The sequence below is a fragment of the Micromonospora arida genome (assembly GCF_003857035.1).
Taxonomy (GTDB): Bacteria; Actinomycetota; Actinomycetes; order Mycobacteriales; family Micromonosporaceae; genus Micromonospora; species Micromonospora arida.
Map to the genome: position 1 here is coordinate 1 of NZ_QGSY01000315.1, position 13,178 is coordinate 13,178.

The window sequence follows — 13,178 nt, forward strand, 5'->3', positions numbered from 1 at the left end:
ACCCCACCCCACCCCAGCCCAGCCCCGGTTGATCAAGAGCTTTGCGTCACCCATCCCGGGGTGTCGTGACGCAAGCCTCTTGATCAACGGGGGGGGTCGGCGTCGCGGCGGCACTGCGCCGCCGCGACCCCGGGTCCACGCCTCGACTCAGGCCGGGACTCCGGCCGGCGTGGCCTCCTTCTCGTCGGGGCGGGACGCCGCCTCGTCGTCGTCGTGCTCGTCGACCATGGTGGCCTCGTCGAACGGGTCGTTGCCGCTCAGCACACCCACCGCCCGTTCCCGGTCGAACTCTCCGGTCCAGGTTCCCACCAGTACGGTCGCCACCGCGTTGCCGGCGAAGTTGGTCAGCGCCCGAGCCTCCGACATGAACCGGTCGATGCCGACGATCAGCCCGACCCCGTCGACGAGGTCCGGCCGGTGCGACTGGAGGCCGCCGGCCAGCGTGGCCAGCCCGGCCCCGGTGACCCCGGCGGCGCCCTTCGACGCAATGATCATGAACAGCAGCAGCGAGATCTGCTCGCCGATGGCCAACGGCTTGCCCAGCGCGTCGGCGATGAACAGCGACGCCATGGTCAGGTAGATCGCCGTACCGTCCAGGTTGAACGAGTAGCCGGTCGGCACCGTGATGCCGACGACCGGCTTGCTCACGCCGAAGTGCTCCATCTTGGCGATCAGCCGCGGCAGCGCCGACTCCGACGACGAGGTCGACAGGATCAGCAGGAACTCCCGGCCCAGGTAACGCAGCAGCGAGAAGATCGAGATCCGGGCCACGAACCACAGCAGCGCGCCCAGGAACACCAGCACGAAGATCAGACAGGTGGCGTAGAAGCCCACCATGATCTGGGCGAGGCTCTTGAGGGCGTCCACGCCGGTCGCGCCGACCACGGCGGCCATCGCGCCGAACGCCCCGATCGGCGCCAGCCACATGATCATGGCGAGGACCTTGAAGACGACCCGCTGGATGACGGTGATGGCGCTGAGCACCGGCTCACCCCGCCGGCCCATGGCCTGGACGGCAAAGCCGACCAGTAGTGCGACCAGCAGCGTCTGGAGCACCTTGCCCTCGGTGAGCGAGGAGAGCAACGTCGTCGGGATGATCCCGAGCAGGAAGTCGGCCGTACCGGCGGCCTCGTCACCGGCGGCGGCCTTGCCGGAGCCGACGAGGTCCGGGCCGAGGTTCAGGCCCGAGCCGGGGTGGATGAGGTTGCCGACGACCAGGCCGATGGCGAGCGCGACGGTCGACATGGTCAGGAAGTAGCCGAGGGCCAGGCCGCCGACCTTGCCGACCTTCGCGGCCTGCCGGACGGAGCCGACGCCGAGCACGATGGTGCAGAAGATGACCGGGCTGATCATCATCTTGATCAGGTTGACGAAGCCGGTGCCGATCGGCTTGAGTTCCTTGCCGAATTCGGGGGCGACCAGGCCGACCACGATGCCGGCGACCACGGCCACGATGACGGCCAGATACAGGTAACGGGTACGGTCCCGGCGGACCGCCGGTGTCGAGGTGGTGGCGGATGCGGTGGTGTCCATGTCGACAATGTGAAGCGCGTCTCACCCATTGACAGCCTTGCGGTCATTCTGTTCACCGCGACGGCAGAAACGGTGGCGCGACGAGGGAGGTGGTGGAGGTGGCCCGACGCCAGTGGAGCATCGCGGGGCAACTCTTCGCCCTCCAGGCGATGGTGGTGACGCTGCTCGTGCTGGCCGGCGCGGCGGGCGCCGTCTGGCTGGCTCGCAGCGACTCCCGCCAGGCCGCCCAGGAGGAGGTGCTCGCGGTGGCGCAGACCGTGGCCGGCTCCCCCGATGTCCGGGCGGCCCTCACGACCGCCGACCCCGCGAGGATCCTTCAGCCGTACGCCGAATCGACCCGGAAGGCCACGGGCACCGACTTCGTGGTGGTGATGGCCCCCGACCGCACCCGTTTCTCGCACCCGACCCAGGACCGGATCGGCGAGCCGTTCGTCGGTGAGATCGGGCCCGCTCTGGCGGGCCGCGCGTTCACCACCACCAACGTCGGGACGCTCGGCGAGTCGGTGCGCGCGGTCGTTCCGGTGTACGACGGGCAGCGACGCCTCGTCGGTCTGGTCTCGGTGGGCATCACCACCCGCGAGATCGACAGGAAGTTGCTCGGCCAGTTGCCGGTGCTGTTCGGTGTGGTCGCGCCGGCTCTGGCGCTCGCCGCGACGGGCTCCTGGCTGCTCAGCCGCCGGCTCCGTCGCCAGACGCACGGTCTGGGGCCGGCCCAGATGACGCGGATGTACGAGTACTACGACGCCGTTCTGCACTCGGTGCGCGAAGGTCTCGTCGTGCTGACCACCGATCGTCGGGTGGCGCTGGTGAACGACGAGGGCCGCCGGCTGTTGGGGCTCGACGCGGACGCGCCGGTGATCGACCAACCGGTGGCCGGAATCGACCTGCCACCCGCGGCGGCCGAACTGCTCGACTCCGGGCGCGACGCCCGCGACGAGCCGATCCTCGCCGGTGACCGGGTGCTCGTCGCCAACCAGCGGACCACCCGCTTCGAGGGCACGGTGCTCGGCACCGTGCTGACCCTGCGCGACCAGACCGAGTTGCGCACGCTGGCCAGCGAACTGGATTCGGTGCGCGCGTTGACCGAGGCGTTGCAGGCGCAGACCCACGAGTCGGCCAACCGGCTGCACACCGTACTGACCCTGGTGGAGCTGGGCCGCGCCGACGAGGCCGTCCGGCTCGGCACCCGGGACCTGGCCCTCGCCCAACAGCTGACCGACCGGGTGGTCGGCGCGGTGACCGAGCCGGCGTTGGCCGCCCTGCTGCTCGGCAAGTCCGCACAGGCCGGCGAGCGCGGGGTGGATCTGGTCATCGAGCCGGACTGCCGCCTCGACGACAGTCCGCTGCCGACCGGTGACCTGCTCACCGTGGTCGGCAACCTGGTCGACAACGCCCTGGAGGCGGTGGCCGGTACGCCGCCGCCGCGCCGGGTGCGGGTCTTCGTCGGCGCGACCGACGACGAGTTGGTGGTCCGGGTGGCCGACAGCGGCCCCGGTCTGGCCCCGGAGCGGGTCGCCGACGCGTTCCGGCGCGGCTGGTCCACCAAGAGCACCGGCCGGGGCCTCGGCCTGGCGCTGGTCGGGCAGGTGGTGCGCCGGCACGGCGGCAGCGCCGAGGTCTGTCGCTCCGACGACGGCGGCAGCCTGTTCACCGTCCGGCTGCCGAGCAGGATCGAGCGGTCATGAGCGCCATCCGGGTACTGGTCGTCGAGGACGAGCCGCTGCTGGCCGAGGCGCACAGCGCGTACACCGAACGGGTTCCCGGTTTCATTGTGGTCGGGGTGGCGCACACCGCGCGGGCGGCGATGGCGGCCCTGCGCGCGGGCGGCGGCGGCGACGTGGACCTCGTACTCCTTGATTTTCGGCTGCCCGACCTGCACGGCCTGGACGTCTGCCGGGCGCTGCGCGCGGCCGGCAGCAGCGTCGACGTGCTCGCGGTGACGTCCGCGCGGGACCTGGCGGTGGTGCGCACCGCGGTCTCTCTCGGAGTGACCCACTACCTGCTCAAGCCGTTCACGTTCGCCGCGTTCCGCGACAAGTTGGAGCGGTACGCCGACTACCGCGCCCAGGCGCTCGCCGACGGCGAGGTCGCCGCCCAGCACGAGGTGGACCAGATGTTCGCCACCCTGCGCGGCACCGCCGGGCACAGCCTGCCCAAGGGGCTCGACGCGCAGACCCTCGATCGGGTACGCGCCGCGCTCATCGACGGCACCCGCACGGAGGTCGGGCTGTCCGCGACCGAGGTGAGCGCGCTGACCGGCATCTCCCGGGTGACAGCCCGCCGCTACCTGGAGTATCTGGTCACCGTCGACCGGGCCACCCGCAGCCCTCGTTACGGCACGCCCGGCCGCCCCGAGGTCGAGTACCGCCCCCGCTAACACCTCGCCGATCTTGCACTTTCTGTCGGGACTATTGCCCGCGAAAACGACATTTTTACAACCGCAAGTGCAAGATCGGCGGGGGTGGGCGGAGCCTGGCCGGAACCCGGTGGCGGGGCGGAGATCCGTTGTTAGACTCGGCGGAGTTGGGTTAGCGGTACGACCAGGGAGACCAGACATGGCGGGTGACGACGACATCTCCGGGTGAGACCGGATGTGTTCGGCCATCGGTTCGGCGCGCTTCCGCGCAGCCGCCGTGGCCATGTCGTCGTTTCACCGGTTCCCGTTGTCGTCGGGCGGCTTACACGCGCCCTACCCCACCCTTTGAGGTCACTCGCATGTCTGATGCGTTCGTTGTCTGCTCGAACCTGTCTTTCTCCTGGCCGGACGACACCCCGGTCTTCTCGGAGCTGTCCTTCACCGTTCCCGGCGGTCGCACCGGCCTGGTCGCGCCCAACGGCGCCGGCAAGAGCACCCTGCTCCGGCTGATCGCCGGGGAGCTGCGGCCCAGCGGCGGCAGCGTCACCGTCGACGGTGTGCTCGGTTACCTCCCGCAGACGCTGCCGCTGGTCGGCGACCTGAGCGTGGCGCAGGTGCTGGGCGTGGCCGAGCGGATCGCGGCGCTGCACGCCATCGAGGCCGGCGACGCCAGCGAGGAGCACTTCGCCACCATCGGCGACGACTGGGACATCGAGGAGCGCACCCGCTCGGAGCTGGACCGGCTCGGCCTGGGGGAGCTGTCGCTCGACCGCCGGCTGCACACCCTCAGCGGCGGCCAGGTGGTCTCCCTCGGCCTGGCGGCGCAACTGCTGCGCCGCCCGGACGTGCTGCTGCTCGACGAGCCGACCAACAACCTGGACCTGGAGGCCCGGCACAAGCTCTACGACGTCCTCACCGAGTGGTCCGGATGCCTGCTGCTGGTCAGCCACGACCGGGAACTGCTGGACCGGATGGACCGCATCGCCGAGCTGGACCAGGGCGAGATCCGCTGGTACGGGGGCAACTTCACCGCGTACACCGAGGCGGTGCAGGCGGCACGGGAAGTGGCCGAGAGCAACCTGCGCAACGCCGAGCAGGAGGTCAAGCGGGAGAAGCGGGAGATGCAGCAGGCCCGGGAGCGGGCCGACCGGCGGGCCAGCAACGCCTCGAAGAACCTGAAGAACGCCGGCCTGGCCCGGATCGTCGCCGGTGGGCTCAAGCGCAGCGCGCAGGAGTCGGCGGGCAAGGCGCAGGAGACGCACTCGTCCCGGCTCGGCCAGGCCAAGGCCCGACTTGACGAGGCCGGCCGGGCGGTACGCGACGAGGACCGCATCGTCGTGGACCTGCCCGACACCACAGTCCCGGGCGGGCGCACGGTCTTCTCCGGCCACGGGATGCGGGCCCACTTCGACGACCGGGAGCTGTTCGGCGGTGACGGCGCCGACCTGGTGATACGGGGACCGGAACGGATCGCCCTGACCGGGGCGAACGGCGTCGGCAAGTCGACCCTGCTGCGCCTGGTCAACGGTGACCTGCAACCGTCCGGCGGTGAGCTGAAGCGCGGCGAAGGGCGGATCGCGTACCTGTCGCAGCGGCTGGACCTGCTGGACCTTGACCGCACGGTGGCGGAGAACTTCGCCGCGTACGCGCCGAGCCTGCCGGACGCCAAGCGGATGAACCTGCTCGCCCGGTTCCTGTTCCGGGGCGCCCGGGTGAACCTGCCGGTCGGGGTGCTCTCCGGCGGTGAACGGCTGCGCGCCACCCTCGCCTGTGTGCTCTGCGCCGAGCCGGCGCCGCAACTGCTGCTGCTCGACGAGCCGACCAACAACCTGGACCTGGTCAGCGTGGGTCAGTTGGAGAGCGCGCTGTCCGCGTACCAGGGGGCGTTCGTGGTGGTCAGCCACGACGAACGGTTCCTCGCCGAGATCGGCGTGCAGCGTTGGTTGCGGTTGGCCGACGGTCAACTGCACGAGATCAGCGCCCCCGAGCGGGTCTGAGCCCGGCGGTCCGGCCGGCGCACGCCGGCCGGACCGAGGCCGGCTCAGCTCACGTTGGCCGGGCCGAGGACGCTCTTCAGGTCACCCATCAGCGCGGTCGTCGCCGCCACCCGGAACGGACCCAGTCGCAGGGTGGTGGTGCGCCCGCCGTTCTGCAGTTTGACGTGCACCTCGGTGTCGCCGGGGTGCAGCACCAGGGTCTCCTTGAGTTTCTCCACCAGCGGTGGCGTGCAGCGGTGCACAGGGATGGTGAGGGTGACCGGCTTGTTGGTGGCGCTGGTGCTGACGTCCGGCATGGACATGTCCATCGCCATGATCCTTGGGGTGTCGTCGCGACGGTCCACCCGACCCTTGACCACCACGATGGCGTCCTCGGCGATGTACTGCCCGATCACCTCGTAGGTGTTGGGGAAGAACAGCGTCTCCACCCCACCGGCCAGGTCCTCCAGGGTGGCCGACGCCCAGGCCCGCCCCTGCTTGGTGACCCGGCGCTGCACCCCGGAGAGGATGCCGGCGAGGGTGACGACCGCCCCGTCGGGCACCCCGCCCTCCTCGGCCAGCGAGGCGATGGTGGTGTCGGCTGCCGCGTTGAGGATGTGCTCCAGACCGAACAGCGGGTGGTCGGAGACGTACAGGCCGAGCATCTCCCGCTCGAAGGCCAACTTGTCGCGCTTGTCCCACTCGCTGACCGCGATGGTCGGCATCACCGTGGTGCTGCCGGTGTCCGCGTCACCGAAGCCGGCACCGAACAGGTCGTACTGGCCGACGGCCTCCTTGCGCTTGACGTCGGCGTACGCGTCGATCGCGTCGGCGTGCACCGCGAGCAGGCCCTTGCGGGGGTGGTCGAGGGAGTCGAAAGCACCCGCCTTGATCAGCGATTCGATGGTCTTCTTGTTGCAGACCACCGCGTCCACCTTGGACAGGAAGTCGTAGAAGTCGGCGTACTCGCCCTTCTCATCCCGGCAGCGCATGATCGACGCGACCACGTTCGCCCCGACGTTGCGGACGGCCGCGAGGCCGAAGCGGATGTCCTTGCCGACCGGGGTGAACGGCCCGGCCGAGGTGTTCACGTCCGGCGGCAGCACCTGGATGCGCATCCGGCGACACTCGGCCAGGTAGAGCGCCATCTTGTCCTTGTCGTCGCCGACGCTGGTCAGCAACCCGGCCATGTACTCCGCCGGGTAGTGCGCCTTCAGGTACGCGGTCCAGTAGGAGACCAGGCCGTACGCGGCGGAGTGCGCCTTGTTGAAGGCGTACCCGGCGAACGGCACCAGGACGTCCCACACCGCCTGGATCGCCTCGTCGGAGTAGCCGCGCTCGCGGCAGCCGTCCCGGAACGGGATGAACTCCTTGTCGAGGATCTCCTTCTTCTTCTTACCCATGGCCCGGCGCAGCAGGTCCGCCTGACCGAGGGTGTAGCCGGCGAGGATCTGCGCGGCGCGCTGCACCTGCTCCTGGTAGACGATCAGGCCGTGGGTGGGCGCCAGGATCTCCCGCAGCGGCTCCTCCAGCTCCGGGTGGATCGGCGTGATCTCCTGGAGGCCGTTCTTGCGCAGCGCGTAGTTGGTGTGCGAGTCGACGCCCATCGGACCGGGTCGGTACAGGGCCAGGACGGCGGAGATGTCTTCGAAGTTGTCCGGCTTCATCAACCGCAGCAGGGACCGCATCGGCCCACCGTCGAGCTGGAACACGCCCAGGGTGTCACCGCGGGCCAGCAGCTCGTACGCGGCCTTGTCGTCCAGCGGCAGGCCCAGCAGGTCGAGCTTCCGGCCGTGGTTCAGCTCGATGTTCTTGACCGCGTCGTCGATGATCGTCAGGTTGCGCAGGCCGAGGAAGTCCATCTTCAGCAGCCCGAGCGACTCGCAGGTCGGGTAGTCGAACTGCGTGATGATCGCCCCGTCGGCGTCGCGGCGCGTCAACGGGATGTGCTCGATGATCGGCTCGGCGGACATGATGACGCCGGCGGCGTGCACACCGGTCTGCCGGATCAGCCCCTCGATGCCCTTGGCCGTGTCGATCACCTTGCGGACGTCCGGGTCGGAGTCGTACAGGCCGCGGATCTCGCCCGCCTCGGCGTAGCGGGGGTGCTTGTTGTCGAAGATGCCGGTGAGCGGGATGTCCTTGCCCATCACCGCCGGTGGCATGGCCTTGGTGATCCGGTCGCCGACCGCGTACGGGAAGCCGAGGACCCGGGCCGAGTCCTTGATCGCGGCCTTCGCCTTGATCGTGCCGAAGGTCGCGATCTGGGCGACCTTGTCCTCACCCCACTTGTCGGTGACGTACTTGATCACCTCGCCGCGCCGACGCTCGTCGAAGTCGATGTCGACATCCGGCATCGACACCCGCTCGGGGTTGAGGAACCGCTCGAAGATCAGGCCGTGCTGGATCGGGTCCAGGTCGGTGATGCCCAGCGCGTACGCGACGAGCGACCCGGCGGCCGAACCACGGCCCGGACCCACAGCGATGCCCTGGTTCTTCGCCCACTGGATGAAGTCGGCGACCACCAGGAAGTAGGACGGGAAGCCCATCTGGTTGATGACACCCAGCTCGTACTCGGCCTGGACGACGTGCCCCTCCGGGATGCCGTTCGGATAGCGGCGGGCCAGGCCGGCGAAGGTCTCCTTGCGGAACCAGGACTCCTCGGTCTCCCCCTCGGGCACCGGGAAGCGCGGCATCAGGTTGTGGAACTCGAACATGCCCTTCGGGTCGACCTTCTCGGCCACCAGCAGGGTGTTGCGGCAGCCCTCCTGCCACAGCTCGGACGAGTCCACAGCGCGCATCTGGTCGGCGCTCTTGACGAAGTAGCCGCCGCCCTCGAACCGGAACCGGTTGGGGTCGTCGATGTTGCTGCCGGTCTGCACGCAGAGCAGCACGTCGTGGGCGGTGGCCTGCGCCTCGTGGGTGTAGTGGGAGTCGTTCGTGACCACCGGCGGGATGTCCAGCTTGCGGGCGATCTCGGTGAGCCCCTCGCGGACCCGGCTCTCGATGGAGAGGCCGTGATCCATGATCTCCAGGAAGTAGTTGTCCTTGCCGAAGATGTCCTGGTAGCTGGCGGCGACCTTGAGGGCCTCGTCGAACTGGCCCAGCCGCAGCCGGGTCTGCACCGCGCCGGACGGGCAGCCGGTGGTGGCCATGATCCCCTCGGCGTGCTCGGCGATCAGCTCCATGTCCATCCGGGGCCACTTGACGTAGTGCCCCTCCATGGAGGCGCGCGAGTTGAGGGTGAACAGGTTCTTCAGGCCCTGCGCGTTCTTCGCCCACATGGTCTTGTGGGTGATCGCGCCGTTACCGGAGATGTCGTCGCTCTTCTGCTCCGGGCGACCCCACTTGACCCGCGCCTTGTGATAGCGCGACTCCGGCGCCACGTACGCCTCGACGCCCAGGATCGGAGTGATCCCGGCGGCCATCGCCTGGTTGTAGAAGTCGTTCGCGCCGTGCATGTTGCCGTGGTCGGTGATCGCCACAGCGGGCATGCCCAGCCGATTGGCCTCGGCGAACAGGTCCTTCAGTCGGGCCGCTCCGTCGAGCATCGAGTACTCGGTGTGCACGTGCAGATGCGCGAACGAATCAGCCATGCGTGGCGCCCCCCGGCGGTGTGGATCTTGTTGGTCGGAGCCGACCGGGACCTACCCTACCGAGGTGATCTCGGCGGCTCCACCGTCCGCGCCGAGGGTGGCCCTCGTCTCCTGATCCTCCCCCTGTGCGCCTAGTCTCGGAGGATGGCGAGGTACTACGACGTACACCCGGAGAACCCACAGCCCCGGGTCATCGGGCAGGTCGCCGACCTGATCCGCAGTGGTGGGCTGGTCGCCTACCCGACGGACTCCTGCTACGCGCTCGGCACTAAACTGGGCAACCAGGACGGGCTGGACCGGATCCGACAGATCCGACACCTCGATGATCGGCACCACTTCACGCTGGTCTGCCACGACTTCGCCCAGCTCGGCCAGTTCGTGCAGATCAGCAACTCGGTCTTCCGTCTGGTGAAGGCGTCCACCCCGGGCAGCTACACGTTCATCCTGCCGGCCACCCGAGAGGTGCCCCGCCGGATGCTGCACCCGAAGAAGCGCACCGTCGGCGTGCGGGTGCCCCGGCACACCGTCACCCAGGCGCTGCTGGCCGAGTTGGCCGAACCGCTGGTCTCCAGCACGCTGGTCCTGCCCGGCGACGAGGAGCCGATGACCCAGGGCTGGGAGATCAAGGAACGGCTCGACCACCAGCTCGACGCGGTGCTCGACGCCGGCGACTGCGGTAAGGAGCCGACAACCGTGATCGACCTGTCCGGGCCCGAGCCGGAAATCCTGCGCAGGGGCGCCGGAGACGTGTCCCGCTTCGAGTAGCGCGCCGGTCTCGCGTCGGGTGCCGGACGCTACCGGGCCGCCGCGGCGGCACCGGTCGTACGCTCAGGGATCGGCACCGGCGAGCATTGGACAACCGGCATGCCCGACGCGGACGACATCGACGCCCTGGCCCGGTCCGCCGCGCACGGCGACCCGGCCGCGCTGAACGCCCTGCTGGTCGCGGTGCGCCCGGAGGTGCTGCGACTGTGCGCCCGGTTCCTGCCCAGCCGGGAGGACGCCGAGGAAGCCTGCCAGGACACCCTCCTGGCCCTGGCCAACGGCATCACCCGGTTCGAGGGACGCTCCTCGTTCCGCACCTGGCTGCACCGGCTGACCGCCAACCGGGCCCGCTCCACGTACCGCACGCTGCGCCGCCGCTGCCGGCTGGAGGCCGAGGGCGTACCGCTGCCCGACCAGGCCGACCCGCGACGGACCAGCGTGGTCGCGGGCACCCGCCTCGACCTGCTCGACGCCTTCGACGCGGTCCACCCCGACCTCGCCGAGGTGGTCGCCCTGCGCGACGTTCTCGGGCTGAGCTATCCGGAGATAGCCGCCCTGCTCGACGTGCCGGTGGGCACTGTGAAGTCCCGGTTGCACCTGGCCCGGCGGCAGGTCCGGCAACGGCTCGGCGCGGAATGAGCCGCACGTCGTTCCGCCGGGTCGTCGTCGTCCTCGCGGCCACTGTGGGGGTCGCCGCCTGCGGCGCCGACGCCGTCTCGCCCCTGCCCGTCCAACCGCCCGGCCCGACCCGTACGACGCCGACACCCTCCACGATCTCCACGACCTCCGCGATTCCCACTCCCACCGGGTCGCCGTCCCGACCGCCGCCGACCAGCGCGCGCCCGGCCGCGCCACCGCCCACACCCACCAGAACAAGGGGTACGCCCCGGACGACTCCCCCGCCGACCGACGCGACACCGGCCTGTCAGGGCGCGGTCCGCTACGACCTGCCGCTCGCCGAGACCGAGATCGAGCTGCTCAAATCGCTCTGCTTCGCCACCGGTGCGGTGCTGCGCATCCAGGGCATCGGGCCGGGGCTGGTCACCGTGGACCGCCCGGAGCTGGTCTCCCAGCAGTACGAGGCCGGCGTGGTGGACATCCGCTTCGTCCGCCCCGGCACGGTCGCCGTGACGATCCCCAAGGAGGGCCGGGAGCACACCATCACCGTGGTGGTCCGCTAGGGCGGGTTGGGCCCTACCTACCGCAGGTGTACACCGGCGAGCAGGGTGTCCACGAAGTCGGGTCCGCCGTCCGCGGGTGGGACGATCTGCACGTACACCAGGGCGGGTCGGCCGGGGTGCGGGGCGGCCGACTCGATGATCTGTGGACGGCCCCGCTCGCAGCGGTACGCCACCACGGTCCACTCAACGCCCCCCTGCCGGGTGACCCGGGCCGGCGCGGGCATGCAGTCGCCGTGCGTGCGCTCGGCCAGGAACCCGGCCGGCGTGGTGCGTGCCGCCGTGCTGACGGAGAGACCCACGAACGCGCCCGGCAGGCGGGGGTCGGCGGCCCACCGGCGGGGTTGCGGTGACATCACCAGCGCCGGTTCGGGTTCGCCGTCGGCACCGTACTGACCGGCCCAGGTGGCACCCGTGGCGGACCAGCCGGACGGCAACGCCACGGTCAGTGGCCCGGTCGTGTACGTGCCGCCGGCCGACCGACCCGACCCGCCGGCACCCGACTCGGCGCCCACTCCACCCACCGCGGCGACGGCCAGCACGGCGGCCCCGGCCAGCCGCCACCGGCGGCGGGCCTCCGGCCGGGGTGACGGCTGTTGCGTCGGACCGGTTGCCGTAGCCGATCCGGCCGGGCCGCTCGCGCGGGTCGACGCGACCGGACGCCGCGCCGGGCCGCTGCCGTCGATCAACGCGACTGGTCGCTCCGCCGCGCGGCTCGCGCGGATCAACGCGGCGTGCAGGGTCGCGGCGTCGGGGTAGCGCTCGGCCGGGCGGTGGGCGGTGGCCCGGGCGAGCACCGCCGCGACCGCCGGAGGCACGTCGTCCCGCAGTCGGATCTCCGGGGAGTGCCGAGGCGGATCGGGCCTGGTCGGGTTCGCGCTCGACGGGTCGGCGGCCAGCAGTCGGATGCCGAGCCGGCCGAGCCCGTACACGTCGGCGCGGGTGTCGACCACCGCTCCCGGGTCGTCCTGTTCGGGGGCCATGTAACCCGGGGTGCCGGCCCGAGCCGTCAGCCCGGAGGCGGCGGCGAGCGCCTTGGCCAGGCCGAGGTCGGCGATCAGCACCTGTTCCCCGCCGCCGGGGCCGGCGGAGCGGAACAGGATGTTGCCCGGGGTGAGATCACGGTGCACGACACCGTGGCGGTGCAGCACGGCGACCCCGGCGCAGACCTCGCCGAGCAGCCGCAACGCCGTCGGCGCGGGGAGCTCGCCAGCAGCCAGCCGGTCCCGCAGGCTGCCCCCGTCCGCCCAGGCCAGGACCGCGTACGGGCGGCCGTCGGGCAGCTCACCGACGGCGTGCACCCGGATCAGCCGTTCGTGCTCCAGCCGGCGCAGCAGCCGGGCCTCGTCGAGGAAGCGTTCCCGCACCCGTAGGTCGTGGCTCCAGTTCTCGGCCAGCACCTTGATCGCCACGTGCGCGTCGAGCGCACTGTCGTAGCCCAGCCAGACCGTCGCGAACGAGCCGACGCCGAGCAGCCGCTCGACGGCGTAGGGCCCGATCCGCAGTGGAGCCGTCACCCCTGTCACCCCCGGCCTGCACGGTCGGTCGGCGTTTCTCTGCACAGTAGACCCGGCCGGTCGCAATCCCGACGAACCGTTGGCCCTGGCGCGGTGACTAAGAGGGCAGGAGACCCATCACCGAAGGAGCCACCATGAACCGTCCCGCGATCCTCCTCACCACCGCCGCGTTGGCGCTCGGCACGCTCGTCCCGGCGACCGTCGCCGACCCGGCGGCGGCGGCGCCCCTGGCCGGCGGCACCGCGCCCGCCTCGGCC

Annotated in this window: 9 protein-coding genes; 6 read left to right on the forward strand and 3 right to left on the reverse strand. The window is 70.9% G+C overall.

Going from position 1 to position 13,178, the window contains the following annotated elements; all coding sequences use genetic code 11:
• Window positions 1–147: 147 nt before the first annotated feature.
• Window positions 148–1,533, reverse strand: a complete 1,386-nt coding sequence (locus DLJ58_RS31340) for a cation:dicarboxylate symporter family transporter (protein WP_124862088.1) — start codon at window positions 1,531–1,533, stop codon at window positions 148–150.
• A 98-nt stretch (window positions 1,534–1,631) separates the two neighbouring features.
• On the opposite strand from DLJ58_RS31340, the gene DLJ58_RS31345 reads away from it, so the two are divergent.
• From DLJ58_RS31345 to abc-f, 3 genes are all read left to right on the forward strand, one after another.
• Window positions 1,632–3,218, forward strand: coding sequence for an ATP-binding protein (locus DLJ58_RS31345; protein ID WP_124862091.1), 1,587 nt, complete (start codon window positions 1,632–1,634; stop codon window positions 3,216–3,218).
• On the forward strand, window positions 3,215–3,910 hold the full coding sequence (locus DLJ58_RS31350; RefSeq protein WP_124862094.1) for a response regulator: 696 nt from the start codon (window positions 3,215–3,217) through the stop codon (window positions 3,908–3,910). The genes DLJ58_RS31345 and DLJ58_RS31350 overlap by 4 nt, the downstream gene beginning before the upstream one ends.
• Window positions 3,911–4,248: 338 nt before the next feature.
• Window positions 4,249–5,886 carry a ribosomal protection-like ABC-F family protein gene (abc-f, locus tag DLJ58_RS31355; protein ID WP_124862097.1) on the forward strand — a complete coding sequence of 546 codons (1,638 nt, stop codon included), beginning with the start codon at window positions 4,249–4,251 and terminating at the stop codon, window positions 5,884–5,886.
• Between the two features lie 44 nt (window positions 5,887–5,930).
• Here the strand turns inward: abc-f and dnaE are convergent, their stop codons facing one another.
• The gene (gene dnaE / locus DLJ58_RS31360) at window positions 5,931–9,461 is read right to left on the reverse strand and encodes a DNA polymerase III subunit alpha (RefSeq protein ID WP_124862100.1); all 3,531 of its coding nucleotides are present in this window, start codon (window positions 9,459–9,461) and stop codon (window positions 5,931–5,933) included.
• Between the two features lie 144 nt (window positions 9,462–9,605).
• On the opposite strand from dnaE, the gene DLJ58_RS31365 reads away from it, so the two are divergent.
• The 3 genes from DLJ58_RS31365 (at window position 9,606) to DLJ58_RS31375 (ending at window position 11,407) form a co-directional block, all read left to right on the forward strand.
• A complete protein-coding gene (locus tag DLJ58_RS31365) occupies window positions 9,606–10,226 on the forward strand; it encodes an L-threonylcarbamoyladenylate synthase (RefSeq protein ID WP_124862103.1) in 621 nt (206 codons plus the stop codon).
• Window positions 10,227–10,325: 99 nt separating this feature from the next.
• Entirely contained in the window at window positions 10,326–10,865 is a 540-nt protein-coding gene (locus tag DLJ58_RS31370; RefSeq protein ID WP_124862105.1) for an RNA polymerase sigma factor, read from the forward strand.
• The gene (locus tag DLJ58_RS31375) at window positions 10,862–11,407 is read left to right on the forward strand and encodes a hypothetical protein (protein ID WP_124862109.1); all 546 of its coding nucleotides are present in this window, start codon (window positions 10,862–10,864) and stop codon (window positions 11,405–11,407) included. The genes DLJ58_RS31370 and DLJ58_RS31375 overlap by 4 nt, the downstream gene beginning before the upstream one ends.
• A gap of 17 nt (window positions 11,408–11,424) precedes the next feature.
• Here the strand turns inward: DLJ58_RS31375 and DLJ58_RS31380 are convergent, their stop codons facing one another.
• The gene (locus DLJ58_RS31380) at window positions 11,425–12,921 is read right to left on the reverse strand and encodes a serine/threonine-protein kinase (protein ID WP_124862112.1); all 1,497 of its coding nucleotides are present in this window, start codon (window positions 12,919–12,921) and stop codon (window positions 11,425–11,427) included.
• Between the last annotated feature and the right edge of the window lie 257 nt (window positions 12,922–13,178).

What these genes read in the sequence shown, in the direction of transcription:
- DLJ58_RS31340 (WP_124862088.1), bottom strand. Translation starts at nt 1,533, where the DNA reads ATGGACACCACCGCATCCGCCACCACCTCGACACCGGCGGTCCGCCGG.
- DLJ58_RS31350 (WP_124862094.1), top strand. Translation starts at nt 3,215, where the DNA reads ATGAGCGCCATCCGGGTACTGGTCGTCGAGGACGAGCCGCTGCTGGCC.
- abc-f (WP_124862097.1), top strand. Translation starts at nt 4,249, where the DNA reads ATGTCTGATGCGTTCGTTGTCTGCTCGAACCTGTCTTTCTCCTGGCCG.
- dnaE (WP_124862100.1), bottom strand. Translation starts at nt 9,461, where the DNA reads ATGGCTGATTCGTTCGCGCATCTGCACGTGCACACCGAGTACTCGATG.
- DLJ58_RS31365 (WP_124862103.1), top strand. Translation starts at nt 9,606, where the DNA reads ATGGCGAGGTACTACGACGTACACCCGGAGAACCCACAGCCCCGGGTC.
- DLJ58_RS31370 (WP_124862105.1), top strand. Translation starts at nt 10,326, where the DNA reads ATGCCCGACGCGGACGACATCGACGCCCTGGCCCGGTCCGCCGCGCAC.
- DLJ58_RS31375 (WP_124862109.1), top strand. Translation starts at nt 10,862, where the DNA reads ATGAGCCGCACGTCGTTCCGCCGGGTCGTCGTCGTCCTCGCGGCCACT.